The 18,572-nt window shown below is 71.9% G+C and carries 17 protein-coding genes and 1 pseudogene; 7 read left to right on the top strand and 11 right to left on the bottom strand.

Features of this window, described 5'->3' with window-relative positions; translation table 11 throughout:
* From L2I40_RS06680 to L2I40_RS06670, 3 genes are all read right to left on the bottom strand, one after another.
* A partial coding sequence (locus tag L2I40_RS06680; protein WP_237214098.1) for a GPP34 family phosphoprotein occupies positions 1-493 on the bottom strand: 493 nt, incomplete at its 3' end.
* The gene (locus L2I40_RS06675; RefSeq protein ID WP_237214097.1) at positions 490-2,070 is read right to left on the bottom strand and encodes a gamma-glutamyltransferase; all 1,581 of its coding nucleotides are present in this window, start codon (positions 2,068-2,070) and stop codon (positions 490-492) included. The genes L2I40_RS06675 and L2I40_RS06680, both read right to left, overlap by 4 nt.
* A 32-nt stretch (positions 2,071-2,102) precedes the next feature.
* Positions 2,103-2,837: a GntR family transcriptional regulator gene (locus tag L2I40_RS06670; protein ID WP_237214096.1), complete on the bottom strand. Its 735-nt coding sequence runs from the start codon at positions 2,835-2,837 to the stop codon at positions 2,103-2,105.
* 319 nt (positions 2,838-3,156) lie between these two features.
* Between L2I40_RS06670 and L2I40_RS06665 the strand changes: the two genes are divergently transcribed.
* Both L2I40_RS06665 and L2I40_RS06660 read left to right on the top strand, forming a co-directional pair.
* A complete protein-coding gene (locus L2I40_RS06665; RefSeq protein WP_237214095.1) occupies positions 3,157-5,319 on the top strand; it encodes a malate synthase G in 2,163 nt (720 codons plus the stop codon).
* 2 nt (positions 5,320-5,321) lie between these two features.
* A complete protein-coding gene (locus L2I40_RS06660; RefSeq protein WP_237214094.1) occupies positions 5,322-5,864 on the top strand; it encodes an L-2-amino-thiazoline-4-carboxylic acid hydrolase in 543 nt (180 codons plus the stop codon).
* Between the two features lie 81 nt (positions 5,865-5,945).
* On the opposite strand, the gene L2I40_RS06655 is transcribed toward L2I40_RS06660, so the two are convergent.
* The 7 genes from L2I40_RS06655 to L2I40_RS06625 are packed head-to-tail and all read right to left on the bottom strand — an operon-like array spanning position 5,946 to position 11,650.
* Positions 5,946-6,761: an ABC transporter permease gene (locus tag L2I40_RS06655; protein ID WP_237214093.1), complete on the bottom strand. Its 816-nt coding sequence runs from the start codon at positions 6,759-6,761 to the stop codon at positions 5,946-5,948.
* Positions 6,758-7,624, bottom strand: coding sequence for an ABC transporter permease (locus L2I40_RS06650; protein ID WP_237214092.1), 867 nt, complete (start codon positions 7,622-7,624; stop codon positions 6,758-6,760). The genes L2I40_RS06655 and L2I40_RS06650 overlap by 4 nt, the downstream gene beginning before the upstream one ends.
* Before the next feature lie 2 nt (positions 7,625-7,626).
* Positions 7,627-8,778: an extracellular solute-binding protein gene (locus L2I40_RS06645; RefSeq protein ID WP_237214091.1), complete on the bottom strand. Its 1,152-nt coding sequence runs from the start codon at positions 8,776-8,778 to the stop codon at positions 7,627-7,629.
* A gap of 30 nt (positions 8,779-8,808) precedes the next feature.
* Positions 8,809-9,837: an ABC transporter ATP-binding protein gene (locus L2I40_RS06640; protein WP_237214090.1), complete on the bottom strand. Its 1,029-nt coding sequence runs from the start codon at positions 9,835-9,837 to the stop codon at positions 8,809-8,811.
* Between the two features lie 48 nt (positions 9,838-9,885).
* Complete coding sequence (locus L2I40_RS06635) at positions 9,886-10,857, bottom strand: tripartite tricarboxylate transporter substrate-binding protein (RefSeq protein WP_237214089.1); 972 nt, start codon at positions 10,855-10,857, stop codon at positions 9,886-9,888.
* Positions 10,858-10,874: 17 nt separating this feature from the next.
* Positions 10,875-11,198: a DoxX family protein gene (locus tag L2I40_RS06630; RefSeq protein WP_237214088.1), complete on the bottom strand. Its 324-nt coding sequence runs from the start codon at positions 11,196-11,198 to the stop codon at positions 10,875-10,877.
* Positions 11,195-11,650 carry a RidA family protein gene (locus L2I40_RS06625; RefSeq protein ID WP_237214087.1) on the bottom strand — a complete coding sequence of 152 codons (456 nt, stop codon included), beginning with the start codon at positions 11,648-11,650 and terminating at the stop codon, positions 11,195-11,197. The genes L2I40_RS06630 and L2I40_RS06625 overlap by 4 nt, the downstream gene beginning before the upstream one ends.
* A gap of 69 nt (positions 11,651-11,719) precedes the next feature.
* Here L2I40_RS06625 and L2I40_RS06620 point away from each other — a divergent pair, with 69 nt between their 5' ends.
* The 4 genes from L2I40_RS06620 (at position 11,720) to L2I40_RS06605 (ending at position 16,628) form a co-directional block, all read left to right on the top strand.
* A complete protein-coding gene (locus tag L2I40_RS06620) occupies positions 11,720-12,247 on the top strand; it encodes a MarR family winged helix-turn-helix transcriptional regulator (protein WP_237214086.1) in 528 nt (175 codons plus the stop codon).
* A gap of 238 nt (positions 12,248-12,485) precedes the next feature.
* On the top strand, positions 12,486-13,892 hold the full coding sequence (gene thrC, locus L2I40_RS06615) for a threonine synthase (protein ID WP_237214085.1): 1,407 nt from the start codon (positions 12,486-12,488) through the stop codon (positions 13,890-13,892).
* Positions 13,893-13,905: 13 nt separating this feature from the next.
* Entirely contained in the window at positions 13,906-15,171 is a 1,266-nt protein-coding gene (locus L2I40_RS06610; protein ID WP_237214084.1) for a M16 family metallopeptidase, read from the top strand.
* Positions 15,172-15,296: 125 nt separating this feature from the next.
* Entirely contained in the window at positions 15,297-16,628 is a 1,332-nt protein-coding gene (locus L2I40_RS06605) for a TldD/PmbA family protein (RefSeq protein ID WP_237214083.1), read from the top strand.
* 38 nt (positions 16,629-16,666) lie between these two features.
* Here L2I40_RS06605 and L2I40_RS06600 read toward each other — a convergent pair whose 3' ends face one another.
* Complete coding sequence (locus L2I40_RS06600; RefSeq protein ID WP_237214082.1) at positions 16,667-18,268, bottom strand: ABC transporter substrate-binding protein; 1,602 nt, start codon at positions 18,266-18,268, stop codon at positions 16,667-16,669.
* A gap of 115 nt (positions 18,269-18,383) precedes the next feature.
* On the opposite strand from L2I40_RS06600, the pseudogene L2I40_RS06595 reads away from it, so the two are divergent.
* Positions 18,384-18,572, top strand: a pseudogene (locus tag L2I40_RS06595) (Tim44 domain-containing protein); the annotation flags it as partial.

Below are 18,572 nucleotides of genomic sequence, written 5' to 3'. Positions count from 1 at the left end.
GCCCGGCCACCGCCGGCTCGCCCGGCTCAAGGCCCGCGGCCTGCAGCAGCGAACGGAGCGCGGCGTCCCCGGGGGCCGGATCGCGCGTGGCCAGACGGGCGCGCAGCGCGGCGGCCGGGTCGGGTCCGCGTGGCGCACCGGTGAAGAGCCAGAGCGCCTGGTCCTCCAAAGCGGGCACGCGGCCCGCCTCGAACAGGCGGTCGCGCAGCGCGATGCGGATCGGCTCCGCCTCGGCGACGAGCCGTGCCAGCGCGTCCTGCAGCGTGCCGGAAGGGGACTCGGCGACGACGCCGAGTGCCGCGTCCGCGGCCTCGTCCCAGGTCGGCGCGTCGTCGAGCAGGCGCAGCGCCGCGTCCTCGATCGCAACGCGGCCGGCGGCGGCGAGGTCGAGCAGCACTGCGCCGGCGAAGGCGAGATCGGCCGCGGCAGCGGCGCGGCCGCGCGTCTCCGCGGTGAGCAGCACCACCGCCTCGGCGAGCGGCGCGGCGGTCACTGCTGGGCGAGCGCCGCCGACCAGGGCGACATCAGGTCGGTGATGCCGGTGCGCGCGCCGTCCGGTCCGATGGCGATCAGGTTCGGGCAGGCGAAGTTGACCGGCAGCACGGCGTGCTCCACCAGCTCCACCGGGCCGGCGTCCTGCAGCGCCTCGAGCGTCGCGGCGGGCAGGCGGCGGTCGGCGGTCAGGCCTTCCGGTCCCGAGACGTCGATGCGCGGCGCATGGGCGGCGGCCTCGGGGTCCATGCCGAAGGCGGCGGTCATCGCCAGCATCTGGAACACCGCCGCCAGGATGCGCCGCCCGCCGGACGCGCCGAGCGCGATGGCCGGGACGCCCGCCGCGTCGGTCGCGATCACCGGCGACATGTTGCAGAGCGGGCGCTTGTTCGGGCCGATGGCGTTCGGCGTGCCGGGGCGCGGGTCGAACCACATCACGCCGTTGTTCATCAGCACGCCGGAGCGCGGCAGCACGACGCGGCTGCCCATGCTGGAGAGCAGCGTGGTGGTCATGGCGACCATCATGCCGCCGGCGTCGCAGACGGTGAGGTGGGTGGTGCAGGTGTCGCTGCCCTTCTCGGTCTCGCCCAGGCCCTCCAGGCGCTCGACATAGGCGAGCTGCATGGCGCGGGCGAAGGCGAGGTGCCAGGCGGGGCCCGGCGCGTGGCCGGACCAGTCCGCCTCCTCCATCAGCGCCGCGACGCGGCGGAAGGTCGGCGTGGCCGTGAGCCCGTTCGACAGGTGCAGCGTGCGGCCGCGCCACGGCACCGAGACGGCCGGCAGGATGCGCGCGCGGCATTGCGCGAGGTCCTCGGCGGAGAGCACGCCGCCCATCGCCGCCACGTCGGCCGCGATCGCCTGCGCGACCTCGCCTTCGTAGAAGTCGCGCAGCCCGGCGCGGGCAAGCCGCTCCAGCGTGTCGGGCAGCGCGCCGAGCCGGAAGAAGCCGGGCGTGCCCTGGTACGGCGCGACGGGTGGCAGGCCACCGGGCAGGTAGATGCGCGCCGATTCCGGATAGAGGCGCAGCGTGGACGCCGCATTGGCGACCTTCAGCGTGGTGAACCAGTCCTGCGCCAGGCCGCGCTTCGCCAGCGCGACGGCGGGCGCGAGCACGTCGGCGATCGGCAGCTTCCCATGCGCCTCGTGCAGCGCGGCGTAGCCCGCGACGGCCGACGGGATGGCGAAGGATAGCGGCCCGTGGATGTTGCGGTCGCCCTCCACCTCCGGCCAGGCGAAGAGATCCTGCTTCATCCGGCCCGTCATCGGGAAGGCGGCCGGATCGAGCCGGCCCGGCGAGACGGGGCCGAAATCCAAGGTGCGCGCCGGGATGCCCGGCCCGGCCACCTGGGCGAAGCCGATGCCGCCGAGGCCCGAGTTCCAGGGCTCGGTCGTGGCCAGCGCGAAGGCCATGGCGACGGCGGCGTCGGCCGCGTTGCCGCCGGCGTCGAGGATGGCGAGCCCGGCCTCGGCCGCGGCGCGCGACTGGCTCGCGACGACGCCACGCCGCCCGCGTGCGGCGGGCTTGGCGACGTGCCAGTGCTGCGTGGTGTGGGGCGGCGGGGTGTAGGTCAGGGGCATGCGCCGATCATGCGACGGCGCGGCGGGGATGCCTATCCGCGGCGGGCGCGGCGCTCGGCGATCGCGCCCTCGAAGTCGAAGCGCTCGTGCCAGGCGAGATGGGCGTCGAGCGCGGCCTGCGCGGCCGCCGCGTCGCCATCCGCCAAGGCGTCGAGCAGGCGGCGGTACTCGCCCGCGATGGCGGGCGCCGAGCGCTCGCCCTGGGCCAACCCGAGCACCACCGCGAGCTGGCGGGCAAGGCCCGACCAGATGCCATGCAGCACGCTGTTGCCGGAGATGCGGCAGAGCTCGCCATGCACGGCGATGTCGGCGGCTACGATGGCGGCCGGGTCGCCGCCGGACAGCGCGATCTCGTGCAGCGCGGCGGCGCGGCGGGCCGGCGCGATTCGCGCCTCGCCGGCGCCGGCGGCCACGATTTCCCGCAGCGCAAGCGACTCGAGGGCGGCGCGCACCCGGGTCATTTCGGCCACGGCGCGGTTGGTCACCTGCATCAGCCGCATGCCCTTGTAGGGCGTGCTGACGACGATGCCCTGGGATTCGAGCAGGCGAAGCGCCTCGCGCACCGGGACGCGGCTGATGCCAAGGTCGCGGGCGATCTCGGCTTCCACCAGGCGATCGCCAGGCAGGAAGGCACCGCGCGCCGCGGCGGCGACAACGGCCTCGGCCGCCTGCTCCACCATGGTGCGCGGCTGCACCGGCGCGAGGCGCCGGACGGGGGCGTCTTCGAGCGGCGGCGCCTCGGGCGCCGTCACGGGGGGAGGGGTCACTGGTCGATCCCGAGCTTGTGAGCAACCTAGAAGTGAAACGCTTGGTCACAAAGCCCTGTGTGGCCCTGGGACGACACCTGTGTGCGAAGTGTGACACACGCGCCACGGTTGGCCGTTTCGGGCAAGTGAGACACCTGCTGGTTGCCGTCTCTGGCCGAGGATTGCGGCGCCGCTGCCGCGCGCCGCACCGCATCGCACCCGTCCCCTTCGCGGCCGTGGTCGGCCGCCGCCTCGCCCCCTTGCCTGCCGCGGCAATTGCGCCCAAACCGCGCCGCGCCGCGGCGAACCTGTGCCGCGGCCCCAATCAGGAGTGACTGACGTGGCTGGTACCGTCCGGATCGGCGGCCTCGGCGTGGCCGCCGCCCTGCGCGATTTCATCGAGACCGAGGCATTGCCGGGCACCGGCGTCGATCCGGCGCGCTTCTGGGCCTCGCTCGAGGCGATCCTGCGCGACTGGGCGCCACGCAACGCGGAACTGCTGGCCAAGCGCGACGCCCTGCAGGCCAAGATCGACGCCTGGCACCGCGCCAACCCGGCGCGGCCGGTGGACGCGGCCGCCTACAAGGCGTTCCTGACCGAGATCGGCTATCTGCTGCCCGAGCCCGAGGATTTCCACGTCGGCACCACCGATGTTGACGCCGAGATCGCGCATGTCGCCGGGCCGCAGCTGGTCGTGCCGGTCAGCAACGCCCGCTACGCGCTGAACGCCGCCAATGCGCGCTGGGGCAGCCTGTACGATGCGCTCTACGGCACCGACGCGATCCCGGAGACGGACGGCGCGGAGAAGGGCAAGGGCTACAATCCGAAGCGCGGCGCCAAGGTGATCGCCTTTGCCCGGGATGTGCTGAACAGGGCTGCGCCGCTGGCGGGCGGCGTGAGTCACGCGGAAGCCACCGGCTACGCGATCGAGAACGGCGCGCTGGCGGTGACGTTGAAGGACGGCCGCACGGTCGGGCTGGCGCGGCCGGGGCAGTGCGTCGGCTACCAGGGCGATGCCTGGGCGCCGAACGCCATCCTGCTGGTGAATCACGGCCTGCACCTCGAGATCCGCGTCGACCGCACCAGCGCGATCGGCAAGGACGACCCGGCGGGCATCGCCGACCTGGTGCTGGAATCGGCGCTGACGACGATCCAGGACTGCGAGGATTCCGTCGCCGCGGTGGACGCCGCCGACAAGGTGCTGGTGTATCGGAACTGGCTCGGCCTGATGAAGGGCGACCTGACGGCGGAGCTGGAGAAGGGCGGGAAGACCATCACCCGGCGGCTCAATGCCGACCGCAGCTACAAGACGCCGGCCGGCGGCTCCGTCACGCTGCATGGGCGGTCGGTGATGCTGGTGCGCAATGTCGGCCACCACATGATGACGGACGCCGTCACGCTCGACGGGGCCGAGACGCCGGAGACGGTGCTGGACGCGATGGTGACGGTCGCCATCGCCCTGCACGACATCCGCGGCAAGCGGATGAACAGCCGCGCCGGCAGCGTCTACATCGTGAAGCCCAAGATGCACGGGCCGGAGGAGGTCGCGGCCGCCGACGCGCTCTTCGCCAAGGTGGAGGACGCGCTCGGCCTGAAGCGCGCCACCCTCAAGATGGGCATCATGGACGAGGAGCGCCGCACGACGGTGAACCTCAAGGCCTGCATCAAGGCGGCGAAGGACCGCGTGGTGTTCATCAACACCGGCTTCCTGGATCGCACCGGCGACGAGATCCACACCTCGATGGAGGCCGGCGCCGTGGTTCGCAAGAACGACATGAAGGGCCTGCCCTGGATCAAGGCCTATGAGGACTGGAACGTCGATGTCGGCCTGGCCTGCGGGCTGCGCGGCCGCGCGCAGATCGGCAAGGGCATGTGGGCGATGCCCGACATGATGGCCGAGATGCTGAAGCAGAAGGTCGGCCATCCGAAGGCCGGCGCGAACACCGCCTGGGTGCCGTCCCCCACCGCGGCCACGCTGCACGCGCTGCACTACCACGAGGTCGACGTCGCGGCGCGGCAGGCGGAGATCGCCGCCGGCGGGCGCCGCGCGAAGCTCGACGACATCCTGAGCGTGCCGCTCGCCGGGAACACCAACTGGGCGCCGGCCGACGTGCAGGCCGAACTCGACAACAACGCGCAGGGCATCCTGGGCTATGTCGTGCGGTGGGTGGACCAAGGCGTCGGCTGCTCCAAGGTGCCGGACATCAACGATGTCGGGCTGATGGAGGACCGAGCGACGCTCCGCATCTCCTCTCAGCACATCGCCAACTGGCTGCGCCACGGCATCTGCTCGAAGGAGCAGGTGATGGAGACGATGAAGCGCATGGCCGCGGTGGTGGACCGCCAGAACGCCGGCGACCCGGCCTATGTGCCGATGGCGCCCGGGTTCGACGGCGCCGCCTTCAAGGCCGCCTGCGACCTGGTCTTCGAGGGCGCGGCGCAGCCGAACGGCTACACCGAGTTCGTGCTGCACCGCCGGCGCCGCGAGGCGAAGGCGGCCTGAGCATGGCGGAACGGCTCCGCTCTCCCGCCTTGCCGGAGACGGAGCCGGATGCCGCAACGCGCGCCGAGCGGCTGGCGCGGGAGCTGGACGCGGCGTTTCAGGCGCGCGCGCGGCTCTACTGGCACCTGTATGTCACGCTGCGCGAGGCGCTGGGCGAGGCGGAGGCGGAGCGGCTGCTAGGCCTTGCGATCGAACGCACCGGCGCCGAGGCGGGCAGCCGCATTTTCGCCGGCGCCGAAAGCGCGGCGCCGATGGAAGTCGCCGCGCGCTTCCTGACGGTGGCGAGCCCCGACTGGGGCCGCCTCTTCCCGCATGAGGTGGAGCGCGACGGCGGCGACGTGACGGTGCGCGTCCTGCGCTGCCCGCTGAAGGACGCCTGGATCGCGGATGGACGTTCGTCAGTGGAGGTCGCGACGCTCTGCCGGATCGCGGGCCGCGCGGACCACGGCGTCTTCGGCGCCTCCGGCTGCGCCTTCGCGGCAGAGACCTGGGCACCGGGTCGCGAGGGCTGCTGCGTGCTGCGCTTCCGCGCCGAGACGTCCTGAGCCGGCGCGTCCGCGAACTGCGCCGGCGAGGGTCGCCTTCATGTTCCAATCGGCTCCCCGGGGGCGGAGCCAGCCGCATCGCTAACGCCCGACCCGCGCCAGCACCTCCGCGCGCAGGAAGCGCTCCACCAGCAGCATGAAGAGGACGCTCGGCACCAGCAGGATCAGCGCGGTGATCGCCGCGATCTGCATGTTGCCGCCGGCCGCCGCGCTGAACAGCAGGAGCGGCAGGGTGCGGACCTCCGGCGCGCCGACGAAGTAGGTCGCGGTGAACTCGTCGAGCGATTCGAGGAAGACGAAGATGGCCGACGCCGCGATGCCGGGTGCGGCCAGCGGCAGCGTCACCGTGCGGAAGGCGGTGAAGCCGGAGGCGCCGATGTTGCGCGCCGCGAGTTCGAGGTCGTCGTCGATCGCGGCGAAGGCGGCGGTGGCGATCCAGATCGAATAGACCAGGCCATGCGCGGCGTGCACCAGCACGACGCCCATCACCGTGCCGTTCAGGTCGAAGGTGAAGAAGATCCGCGCGACGTTGATGTAGACCGGCAGGTTGGGGAAGGCCTGCGGCAGCAGGAAGACCAGCAGGATCAGCGCGCGCCAGCGCAGCCGCGCCTTGGCCAGGGCCCAGGCCGCCGGGATCGAGACGCCGAGGCAGAGCAGCGTGGTGAGCGAGGCGATCCAGATGGACAGCCACAGGCTCTCCATCGCCTGGCCCTCCGGGCGGAAGACGCGTTCCCAGAAGCGGAAGCCGTACTGGCTCGGCAGCCGGTTCGGCCAGAACCAGGCCTCCGCCACGGACCACAGCACCAGGTTCACCAGCGGCCCGAAGACGAAGAAGGCGAAGGCCGCGAGCAGGATGGCGCGCGGCAGCCACCAGGCGACATTGGCGCGCGCCATCATCGCGCGGCCTCGCGCGCGCTCTGCCGCAGCCAGGCCCAGGCCACCAGCCCGCTCGCGATGCAGGCGACGAGCCCCAGCGCATTTGCCGTGCCGTAGTCGCCGAGCGCGTTGATCCGCCAGGCCATCGCCACCGTCAGCATGGTCGGCGACTGGCCGCTGATCATCAGCGGCACGGACAGCACCGACATCATGGTGACGAAGGACAGCACCAGCGCGACCATGATGTTCCGCGCAACCTGCGGGATCACGATGCCGAGCAGGATGCGCATGCGGCTTGCGCCCAGGTTCTGCGCCGCCTCGATCCCGGCGCGGTCCAGCGCGGCCATGGCGCCGGCGACCAGCAGCGTCGCGAAGGGCAGCTGCTTCCAGACGAAGGTGATGACGATGCCGCGCCAGTCGAGGAAGCTCTGCGCCCACTCCGGCGGCATCAGCCCGATCCAGATCAGCGTGTTGTTCATCAGCCCGTTCTGGCCGATGAAGCCGCGCATCGCCTGCGCGGCGACGATGAAGGGAATGAATAGCGGCCAGCGGTACATCGCCGCCAGGATCCGCCGCGCCTTGGCGTTGCGGCCGAGCGTCAGGTAGCCGCCGATCGCGATGGCGCCGAGCCCGATCAGCGCGGTGGAGGCGGCGACGATCAGCAGCGTGAAGAGCAGGTCGGTGCGGTAGAGACCGAAGGCGCGCCCGAGGTTGTCGAGTGTCGGACCCTCATTCCCCTCGAAGGCGCCGACGACGGAGAAGCCGAGCGGCAGCACGAAGAAGGCGCCCACGACGAAGAGCGCGGGGGCGAGCAGGAGGTAGGGAAACAGGCTCGACGCTCCCGCCCCGGTGCGCGGGGCGGGAGCGGGGGTGGCGTCGCGCACGCTCAGTTCAGGACGACGCGCTCATAGGCCTCTTGGATCGCGCGCATGAAGTCGGCCTGCGGCATCGGCCGCGCGCCGCGCGCCAGCACGTCGGGCGGCACGTCGCGGAACAGGCGGTTCCAGGTCTGCTGGTCGAGATGCGCCTGCACATGCTGCGCGTCGATCCCAGGCAGCCAGTTGAAGCGGCGCACGATGCCCTCGGCCTGCACCGGCGGGCTCGTCGCCAGCTCGATGAAGCGCCGCGCCACGTCGGCATTCGCCGCGCGCGCCGGGATCACGTAGTACATCGGCTGGCCGGGCAGGCCGCTCTCGGGCAGCACGAGGCGCATGTTCGGGCTGAGGCGGCCTTCGGCCTGCCAAGTGTAGAACATGTCCATCCAGACCGGGCCCATGTCGATCTCGCCGCGGTTCAGCGCATCCAGCGTGCCGGCATTGCCGCCGGTGATCACGACGTTGCGGTTGAACTCGCGCAGCCGCTGCAGCGCCGGCGTCAGCGCGGCCACGGCTTCGGCGTCGAAGGGCCCTTCGATCAGGCGGCGCTGGTCGGGACCGAAGGCATAGGCCCAGCCGAAGACGAAGCCCACGCCAGACATGCCGCCGCGGATGCCGTTGTAGCCGAAGCGGCGCGGGTTCTGCCGCGCCCATTGCTCCAGCGCCTCGAAGCTGGTCGGCGGATTCGGCACGCGGGCCGGGTTGAAGGCGATCGCGACCTGGCTGTTGAACATCGGCATCACGAAGCCGTCGACGTTCTGCCCGAGCGCGTTGCGCGTCACCGCGCTGGTCGCGAGGTTGCCGGTGGCGGCCTGCTCGCGGAAGCGCGCCAGCAGCCCTTCGGCCACCATGCGGCCGGCCATGTTCTGGTGCACGACGGCGACGTCCACGTCCACGGATTGCGCATTGGCGCGCCGCTGCGCCTCGAGCCGTTCCCAGATCCGCTGGCTGCCGGCGTCGCCCGGCCCGGTGCCGATGGCGCGCACCGTCACGCCCGGGTTCTGCCGCTGGAAGAGCGGGCCGAGATAGTCGGTGATGTAGTCCACCATGTTCTGGTCGCCCGCGGTCAGCACGTTGAGCGTGACGCGCTGCTGGGCATGGGCGGGCAGGGCGCCGGCGCCGGCGATCGCGGCGGTGGCGAGAAGCAGGCTGCGACGATCCATGATGACCTCCCTTGTGGTTCGGGCCGGTTCCTATCCGGCCTCGGCGTAGCTTTCGTGACTCTCGCGTGACGGCGCCGTTGCGCCGAATAGGTGCGCGGCCTCTCGCGGGATACCGAGCCGCACCGCGGTTTCGGCCTCCAGACGCTCCGGCACGTCCACCAGCGCTTCGGCCTCGTCGACGCGGATCGTGGCGCGCCAGCGGCCGCCGGCATAGGCGCAGAAGGCGACCGTACCCTCGAAGACGGGCCCGTCGAGCGTTTCCCCCGGCGCCAGCACCCGGCCTTCCTCGGGGCGGAACATCACCACGCCGTCGCCGAGCGGCAGGCGGTTTGTCGCACCGAGGAAGTCGGCGACATAGGCGTTGGCGGGGCGGCGCCAGAGCTCCTCCGGCGGGCCGACCTGCGCGATCCGGCCCTCCTCCAGCACCACGATCCGGTCCGCGAGGATCATCGCCTCCTCCCGGTCGTGGGTGACGTGGATCGCGGTGATGCCGAGCGATTGCTGCAGCGTGCGCAGCTCGTGCCGCACGCCTTCGCGCACCCGCGCGTCGAGGTTCGACATCGGCTCGTCGAGCAGCAGGATCTCCGGGTCCACCGCCAGCGCGCGCCCCATCGCGACGCGCTGCCGCTGGCCGCCCGAGAGCTGGGCCGGCAGGCGCTGCCCAAGCCCCTCCAGCCGCAGCAGCCGCAGCATCTCCTCGACGCGGGCGGCGATGCGCGCCTTGTCCCAGCCCCGGACGGCCAGCCCGTAGCCGATGGTCTTGGCGACGTTCATGTGCGGCCAGAGCGCGTAGGACTGGAACACCATCGCCGCGCCGCGGCGCTCGGGAGGCTCGCGGGTGATGTCGCGTCCGCCCGCGGTGATGCGCCCGGCACTTGGCGCCACGAAGCCGGCGATGCTGCGCAGCAGCGTCGTCTTGCCGCAGCCCGAGGGGCCGAGCAGCGCCACGAACTCGCCCGCGCCGACGGCCAGCGAGACCTCGTGCAGCACCTGCGTCCGGCCATAGGCGACGGCCAGCCCCTGGATCCCGAGCGGCGTGCCGCGTGGTTGCGTTTCCATCCCGGCGGAAACGCTAGCCCTGGCCGCCGCCGTCGGGAAGCGGCGATCTCAGTCCGCGAACTCGCCGGCGGCCTGGATGATCGGGCGCCAGCGCGCGACCTCGCTCGCCAGCAGGTCGCGCAGCGCCTCCGGCGTGCCAGTGGCGGCCGGTTCCGGCGCGGTGCCGAGTTCGTTGAGGCGCTGCACCACGCGCGGATCCGCGAGCGCCACGCGCAGCGCGCGGTTCAGCCGGTCGATCACGGGCCGCGGCGTGCCGGCCGGCGCGAACAGCGCCTGCCAGATCGAGAGCTGGAAGTCCGGCATCCCGGCTTCCGCCGTCGTCGGCACCTCCGGCATGGTCGGGAGGCGCTGCGGCGCGGCCAGCGCGAAGGCCTTCACCGACCGCCCCTGCACCTGTCCGAGCGCCGAGGTCGTCTGGTCGCAGTAGAGGTCGATGCGGCCCGAGTTCAGCTCCGGGAAGACCTCGCCCGAACTGCGGAACGGCACGGTGGTGACCTGCACGCGCAGCGCCGCCTGCATCAGCATCGCGCAGAGCTGCGAGGAGGAGCCGAGCCCGGCATGCGCCAGGTTCACCCGCGCGCCGCCGCTGCGCATGAACTCCGTCATATCAGCCAGCGTGTTGCCCGGGAAGTTCGGCCGCCCGATCCAGACCATCGGGTTGCGGTTCATGATGCCGATCGGCTCGAAGTCGCGCACCGGGTCCCAGGCGAGGCGCCGGTAGAGCGTCGGCGCGGTGGACATGCCGATGTTGTGCATCAGGATGCGGTAGCCGTCGGGGCGCGCCTGGGCCGCGCGTCCGACGCCGATCGTGCCGCCGGCGCCCGGGATGTTCTCGATCACGATGGGCTGGCCGAGGTCGCGTCCCATCACCTCGCCGATCGTGCGCGCCACGCCGTCGATCGGGCCCGGAGCGAAGGGGATGATCATGGTGATCGGCTGGGTCGGCCAGGCCTGGCCCTGGGCGAGGGCGGGTGAGGCCAGCGCGGCAGCGGCGGCGGCGAGCAGGGTGCGTCGGAACATCGTCCACTCCTTCCAGATCAGCCGCCGCGCAGCACGAGCGCGGCCAGCACCACGAGCACGATCGGGTATTCGAGACGCAGCCAGGCGCGGTCGCGCGCCAGGGTGAAGACGACGCCGGCGAGCACGGCCAGCGCGAGCGCCGCGCCGATGCCGCGCAGCGACGGGACCAGCAGCAGCAGCGCTGACGCGGCCTCCGCCACGCCGACGGCGATGCGCAGCGCGGGCAGATAGCCCCAGCGGTCGAATTCGGCCCGGATGAAGCCCGGCGCCGCGAGGTTCAGCGCCGCGCCCACCGCCATGGCGGCGGCCAGCAGCAGCGGGATGACCTCGGCGGCGCTCACGCGGGCCGATAGGCGGCGACGATGTCCACCTCGACGCGCGCGCCGGGCGTCGAGAGCTGGTTCACGCAGACCGTCGTGCTGACCGGCCGCCAGCCGCCGAAGTAGCGGCCCTGCACGGCGTTCAGCCCGTCCTGGTCGCGCATGTCGGTGAGGTAGCGCGTCACCTTCACCACGTCGGTCCAGGTCAGCCCCTCATGCGCCAGGATCGCGCCGAGCGTGTCGAAGACGCGCTGGCACTGCTCCTCGATGCGGACCGGGTGCTGGTGCTCCTCGTCGCGATGCGGGTGATGGTGGTAGAGCGGCGATGGCGTCGCCCCGGAGATGTAGAGCAGGTCGCCGCCGCCCTTCACCCGCATCGCGGGCGCATAGGGCATGTCGGCCTGCCGCTCCGGCTGGGTCTGGATCTCCCCGAGCCGCGGGTTGGTGGGGGAGGTCCGGAAGGGTGCCGTCATGGTCATGTCCTCTACGGGCACGATCCGGGCAAACTATCTTTACGTCAAGAATTTTCGCGGCGAGGGAAATTGGCGGACGACATCGTGGACAGCCTGGTCGCGGCGTGGCGGACGGCCCGGCCGGGGCTCGACCCCTCGCATCTGGAGGTGCTCGGCCGGGTGTCCCGGATCGAGGCGCAGGTGCGTCGCCGGGTGGAGGCGTGGCTCGCGCCCCATGACCTGACCTGGGACATGTTCGACCTGCTCGCGACGCTGCTGCGGGCGCCGGACCACGCCATGCGGCCCGGCGAGTTGTCGCGGTGGTGCCTGCTGTCCTCCGGCGCCATGACGAAGCGGATCGACCGGCTGGTGGCCGGGGGGTTTGCGGTGCGTGAGCCGGATCCGGCGGATCGCCGGGCGCAACTGGTGCGGCTGACGGCGGCCGGCCTGGCGCGGGCCGAGGCGGTGGTGCCGGTGCACTTCGCGCAGGCGCGCGAGGTGCTGTCCGCCCTCGACCCCGCCGAGCAGGCGGCCTTCGCGCGGCTCGCCCGCAAGCTGCTGCATGGGCTGGGCGCCGACGATTCCGGTGGACCGGAGGCCGGATCGGCGACAGGATAGAATTCCTGTGTCGGCGGGTCCAGGCCCGCCGGCGGTGCTCTTTCAGGTTGTGCATCCGTCTCCTTGGCCGCCACCCTCACGGGACCGGGCAATTTGTCCGAAACCGCCCAGCGCGCCGGACGCGGGACATTGTCCGAAGGCGTCCCGCGGCGCGGTCGCGTAAAGCGCCAAAGCGCCAAAGCGGCTTTACCGCCCCACCCCTCGCCGCGCGCCCCCGCCCGGACTACCTTCCGCCCCCATGCGTTACGTCTCCACCCGCGGCGAAGCCGCCCCCCGCGACTTCGAGGGCGTGCTCCTCGCCGGCCTTGCCGAGGATGGCGGGCTCTTCGTCCCCGAGACCTGGCCGGTCCTCACCGCCGCCGACTGGCGCGCGCTGCGCGGCCTGCCCTATCCCGAGCTCGCCACCCGCATCCTGGCGCTGTTCACCGGCGGCCAGCCGGACGCGGCCGCGCTGCGGCCGCTGCTGGCGGAGGCCTATGCCGGCTTCGGCCACCGCGCGGTCTGCCCGCTGGTCCAGCTCGACAACCGGGTCTTCGCGCTGGAGCTCTTCCACGGGCCGACGCTCGCCTTCAAGGACATGGCGATGCAGGCGCTCGGGCGCCTGTTCGACGTGACGCTGGCCCGGCGCGGGGAGCGCGTGACGATCGTCGGCGCGACCTCCGGCGACACCGGCTCCGCCGCCATCGAGGCCTGCCGCGACCGCAGCGCGGTGGACATCGTCATCCTCCACCCGGAAGGTCGCACCAGCGAGGTGCAGCGGCGGCAGATGACGACCGTGCTGTCGCCCAACGTCGCGAACCTGGCGCTGGCGGGCTCCTTCGACGACTGCCAGGACCTGGTGAAGGCGATGTTCGCCGACGCGCCCTTCCGCGACGAGATGCGGCTGGCGGCGGTGAACTCCATCAACTGGGCCCGCGTCGCGCTGCAGATCCCCTATTACGTCTCCGCAGCGCTCTCGCTCGGCGCGCCGGACCGCGAGGTCGCCTTCGCCGTGCCGACCGGCAATTTCGGCAACGTGCTGGCCGCCTGGGCGGCGCGGCGGATGGGCCTGCCGATCGCGCAGCTCATCGTGGCGTCGAACCGCAACGACATCCTGGTGCGCTTCCTGTCGAACAACGACATGACGGTGCGCGCGGTGGAGCCCTCGCTTTCCCCGTCCATGGACATCCAGGTCAGCTCCAACTTCGAACGCCTGCTGTTCGAGCTGCTGCACCGCGACGCGCTGGCGACCTCCGTTACCATGCGCCGCTTCCGCACCGAGGGACGCATGCCCGTCACCGACGATGCGTGGCGCGAGGCGACGCAGATCTTTCGCGGCTTCGCGCTGGACGACGAAGGGACGCTGGCGGAGATCGCGCGCCTGCACCGCGACTGCGGCTACCTGGCCGACCCGCACACCGCGATCGGCACCGCCGCCGCGCTGGCCGTGCCGCCGTCGGACCCGGCCATCCCCGTGGTGGTCGCCGCCACCGCGCATCCGGCGAAGTTCCCCGATGCCGTGCGCCGCGCGACCGGCATCTCGCCCCCGCTGCCGGCGCGGCTGGCCGACCTATATGAGAGGCCCGAACGCCTCACCCGCCTGCCCGCCGAGCTCGACGCCGTCGAGAGCTTCGTGCGGGCCCACGCGCGCCGTAACGCCGCGTGATCCAAGGACAGACATGACAGACGCGATCAAGCTCACTCGCCTGCCCTCCGGTCTCACCGTCGTCACGGAGAAGATGCCCCGCGTCGAGACCGTCTCGATCGGCGCCTATGTGGATGCCGGCGCGCGGCACGAGACGGCGGCGGAGAACGGCGTCTCCCACTTTCTCGAGCACATGGCCTTCAAGGGCACGGCGACCCGCGACGCCGCCGCCATCGCGCGCGAGATCGAGAATGTCGGCGGCCACATCAACGCCTACACGTCCCGGGAAAACACCGCCTTCTACTGCAAGGTGCTGAAGGAGGATGCCGGGCTGGCGGCCGACATCATCGGCGACATCCTCTGCCACTCCGCCTTCGCGCCGGAGGAGGTGGAGCGCGAGCGCGGCGTGATCCTGCAGGAGATCGGCCAGGCGAACGACACGCCGGACGACATCGTCTTCGATCATTTCCAGGCCACCGCCTACAACGCGCAGGCCATGGGCCGCCCGGTGCTCGGCACCGAGGAGACGATCAAGGCGATGAGCCGCGAGGCGCTGACCGGCTACATGACGCGCCACTATGGCGGCCGGCGCATGATCGTCGCCGCCGCCGGTGCGATCGAGCATGACGACGTGCTCGCGATGGTCGGCAAGCACTTCGCTGACCTGCCCGACGCGGTGCCCGCGGATGCCGAGGCCGCCCGCTACACCGGCGGCGAGTTCCGCGAGGAGCGCGATCTCGACCAGGTGCATCTCGTGCTCGGCTTCCCGGCCGTGCCGGCGACCGATCCCGCCAACATGACGACGCAGGTGCTCTCGACGCTGCTCGGCGGCGGGATGTCGTCGCGGCTGTTCCAGGAGATCCGCGAGAAGCGCGGCTTGGTCTACTCGGTCTATTCCTTCGTCTCGCCCTTCCAGGATGCCGGGCTCTTCACGATCTACGCCGGCACCGGCGAGGACCAGGCGGAGGAACTGGTGCCCGTGGCGCTCGAGGAACTGCGCCGCGTGCAGAAGGACGTGACGGAGGAGGAGCTGGCGCGGGCCAAGGCGCAGCTCCGCGCCTCGCTGCTCATGTCGCTGGAATCGACCGGCAGCCGCTGCGAGCAGCTGGCGCGCCAGCTGCAGGTGCATGGCCGCATCATCCCGGTGGAGGAGACCAAGGCGAAGATCGCGGCCGTGACGGTGGAGCAGGTGCAGGCGCTCGCCGCGCGCATGTTCCGCGCCGCGCCGACGCTGGCCGCGCTCGGCCCGGCGGGGAAGGTGCCGTCGCTGCCGGTGATTGCCGAGAAGCTCGCCGCGTAAACAATTCGATGACCCCCACCCCGACCCTCCCCCGCTTGGCGGGAGAGGGTGCCTGAGCAAAGCGAAGGCGGGTGGCGGTTCGCCCTGAGCCGTACCCGGACTCACATCGCGCCAGAGGCCCCAAGATGAACGACCTCGACCGCCTCTCCTCCCTCGTCGCCGCGGCGAAGCGCGCCGGCGCCGATGCAGCGGATGCGCTGCTCGTGCAGAACGCCTCGCTGTCGGTGTCGCGCCGGCTCGGCAAGATCGAGCAGCTGGAGCGGTCGGAAGGGTTCGACCTCGGCCTGCGCGTCTTCCTGGGCAACCGGCAGGCGATCGTCTCCTCCACCGATCCCGACCCGAAGGGTTTTCCCGCGTTGGCCGAGCGCGCGGTCGCGATGGCGCGCGTGGTGCCCGAGGATCCGTATGGCGGGCTGCCCGACAGCTTCGACCCGCCGCGCGATGCCGGGCCGCTCGACCTGATCGACGCGACCGAGCCGACGGCCGAAGAGCTGATCGCGCGCGCCGCGGCGGCCGAGGACAGCGCGCTCGCCGTGAAGGGAATCACAAACAGCGAGGGCGCGGATGCCGGCTGGGGCCGCGTGCGCATCGCGCTCGTCATGTCGAACGGCTTCGCCGGCGGCTTCGCGCGCAGCTCGCACAGCCTGTCCTGCACCGCGCTCGCTGGCACGGGCACGGGGATGGAGCGGGACTACGAATGGTCCTCCACCGTGCATCTCGCCGATCTCGGCGACCCTGCGGAGATCGGCCGCAAGGCGGCGGAGAAGGCGCTGCGCCGGCTCAACCCGGTGCGCGCGAAGACGGGGCGGATCCCGGTCGTCTATGACCCGCGCGTGTCCTCCTCGCTGCTCGGGCACCTGACGGGCGCGGCGAATGGCGCGAGCGTGGCGCGCGGCACGTCGTTCCTGCGCGAGCATCTCGGCAAGCAGGTGCTGCCGAAGGGCATGACGGTGCGCGACGACCCGATGCGGCCACGCGGCTTGCGGTCCCGCCCCTTCGACGGTGAGGGCATGGCGGGCGCGCCGCGCGCCATCGTGGAGGACGGCGTGCTGACGACCTGGATCCTCGACTGGCGCTCCGCGCGCCAGCTCGGAATGCGCAGCACGGGGCACGCCAGCCGCGGCACCGGCGGCCCGCCGGGGCCCGCGACGACCAATCTGTGGCTGGAGCCCGGCGCGATGACGCCGGCGCAGCTGATGGCCGACATCGCCGAAGGGCTCTACGTGCACGAGATGATCGGCATGGGCATCAACGGCGTGACCGGCGACTACAGCCGCGGCGCGACGGGCTTCATGATCCGCAACGGGCAGCTCGCCGAGCCGGTGGCGGAGATCACCATCGCCGGCAACCTGAAGGACATGTTCCTGAACATGACCGCGGCGAACGACCTCGAGTTCCGCCGCGGCACCGACGCGCCGACCATCCGCGTCGAGGGGATGACGCTCGCAGGGGCGTGATCTGATTCCCTCCCCCGTGAACGGGGGAGGGAGCTTCACTATTCCACCCTGATTTCCCTCACCTGGAACTGGTTGTCGGCGCGGTGCGTGACCTGCACGCCCTGCCGCACCGCCCAGGGGATCATCATGTGGTAGAGCGGGATGTGCCCGAGCTCGGCGTTGTGCAGCGCATGCGCCTCGCGCATCAGGGCCCGGCGGCGCTCGACATCCTGCTCTTCGTCGATGCGCGGCAGCATCGCGTCGAAGGCGGCGTTGGACCAGCCGCCGGCATTCCAGGTCGCGGCCCCGCCGATGCTGCGCGAGGCCATCACGGCGCGCAGCGTGTAGCTCGCATCGAAGGTCGGTACGCCCCAGCTCAGCATGTACATCATGGGCTCCTGCCGCCGGACGCGCTGGCTGAACACGGCGTTCGGGTGGATCGTCAGCTGCGCGCGAATGCCGACGCGCGTGAGCATCGCGGCGACGGCCTGGCACGCCTCGTCATAGGTGCCGACGGGGCAGTCCATCGGCACGGTGAAGCCGTTCGGATAGCCGGCCTCGGCCAGCAGAGCGCGAGCGCGTGCCGGGTCGTAGGGCGTGCGGCGGTCGGTCTCGCGCGACCAGCCGTTGACGAACTCGGTCCACATGCTGCCGGTCGGCACGCCCTGGCCGCGCAGCGTGGCGCGACGCAGCGCGTCCAGGTCCAGGGCGTGCGCGATCGCCTGGCGCACGCGCAAATCCTTCAGCGGGTTGCGGCCGCGCACGTCGCTGCCGGTGAGTTCCTCCACGTCCTGGCGCATGCCGATCCAGACGGTGCGGTTCTCCTGGCCTTCCAGGATGCGGAGCCGCTGGTCGCGCTGGATCCGCGCGACGTCCTGCACCGGCACGACATGCACGAAGTCCACCTCGCCCGAGAGAAGGGCCGCGACGCGCGTCGCATCCGAGGTGAGGGTGATGTGGTGGTACTCGGTGACATTGCCGCGCGTCTGCGTCGCGCCGTTCTGGTAGCCCCACCAATTCGGGTGGCGCGCCATCACCGTGCGCTGGTCCACCTCGCGCGAGCGGATCACGAACGGCCCGGTGCCGTTGGCGTTGCGGACGGTGAAGGTCTCCTCGCGCTGGGCGAAGTTCTGCGGCAGCGTGGCGCGGTTCGCCTCCGACCAGCCGCGGTCCATGATCATGACGCGCGTCATCTTGTCGGGGATGACAGGGTCGGGGACGCGGGTGACGACGTCCACCGTCAGCCGGTCGCGCGCCTCGACGCTGGCCACGGTGTCCACGAAGATGCCGTAGTTCGAGGTCGGCGCCAGGGCGCGCTGGATCGAGAACACGACGTCGTCGGAGTCGAAGGCCTCTCCGCCGGCGAAGCGCACGCCGTCGCGGAGCGTGAAGCGCCAGCGCGTCGGCTCCACCTGTTCCCAGCGCGTGGCGAGGCCGGGATGGACGCGCAGGTCGTCGCCGCGCCAAGTCAGGCCTTCATAGACCTGGTGGATCACCAGGAAGGTGAAGAGTGCGTTGGTGGCGTGGGGGTCGAGGGTGGCGGCATCCACGCTGGTCGCCATCCGCAGCACCCGGTTCGGGGGCTGCTGTGCTTCCGCCATTGGCGCCGCGAGCAGCGCCGCCGCTGCCGCGCCCAGGACCCATCGTGCCCGTCCCGTCATTTTCCGCACTCCCCAAGGGTAGAGGGACAGCGTGACGCCAACGGAAGGTCCTTCGCAACCGGGGCAAAGGCTTCCTATATTGTTGTCCACAAAGATGCCGGAGACGCCCAGCACCATGACCCCTTCGACCCGTCGCCGCCGCGGCGCGGCGCTTTTCGCCGCCTTCGCCGTCGTGGCGCTGGCCATCGCGCCGGCGATCGCCGAGGCGCGGCCGGGTGGCCGCGGCTCCTCGGGCAGCCGCGGCAGCCAGACCTACACGGCGCCGCCCTCGACCCAGACCGCGCCGGGCACCGCCCAGCGCTTC

The sequence above is a fragment of the Falsiroseomonas oryziterrae genome, from assembly GCF_021864505.1.
Taxonomy (GTDB): Bacteria; Pseudomonadota; Alphaproteobacteria; order Acetobacterales; family Acetobacteraceae; genus Falsiroseomonas; species Falsiroseomonas oryziterrae.
The sequence above is the reverse complement of the archived record's forward strand: the minus strand, read 5'-3'. Positions and strand labels throughout refer to the sequence as shown.

Coding starts and splice junctions, on each gene's coding strand:
- L2I40_RS06675 (WP_237214097.1), bottom strand. CDS start 2,070: ATGCCCCTGACCTACACCCCGCCGCCCCACACCACGCAGCACTGGCAC.
- L2I40_RS06660 (WP_237214094.1), top strand. CDS start 5,322: ATGGCGGAACGGCTCCGCTCTCCCGCCTTGCCGGAGACGGAGCCGGAT.
- L2I40_RS06655 (WP_237214093.1), bottom strand. CDS start 6,761: ATGATGGCGCGCGCCAATGTCGCCTGGTGGCTGCCGCGCGCCATCCTG.
- L2I40_RS06645 (WP_237214091.1), bottom strand. CDS start 8,778: ATGGATCGTCGCAGCCTGCTTCTCGCCACCGCCGCGATCGCCGGCGCC.
- L2I40_RS06640 (WP_237214090.1), bottom strand. CDS start 9,837: ATGGAAACGCAACCACGCGGCACGCCGCTCGGGATCCAGGGGCTGGCC.
- L2I40_RS06635 (WP_237214089.1), bottom strand. CDS start 10,857: ATGTTCCGACGCACCCTGCTCGCCGCCGCCGCTGCCGCGCTGGCCTCA.
- L2I40_RS06625 (WP_237214087.1), bottom strand. CDS start 11,650: ATGACGGCACCCTTCCGGACCTCCCCCACCAACCCGCGGCTCGGGGAG.
- thrC (WP_237214085.1), top strand. CDS start 12,486: ATGCGTTACGTCTCCACCCGCGGCGAAGCCGCCCCCCGCGACTTCGAG.
- L2I40_RS06610 (WP_237214084.1), top strand. CDS start 13,906: ATGACAGACGCGATCAAGCTCACTCGCCTGCCCTCCGGTCTCACCGTC.
- L2I40_RS06605 (WP_237214083.1), top strand. CDS start 15,297: ATGAACGACCTCGACCGCCTCTCCTCCCTCGTCGCCGCGGCGAAGCGC.
- L2I40_RS06600 (WP_237214082.1), bottom strand. CDS start 18,268: ATGACGGGACGGGCACGATGGGTCCTGGGCGCGGCAGCGGCGGCGCTG.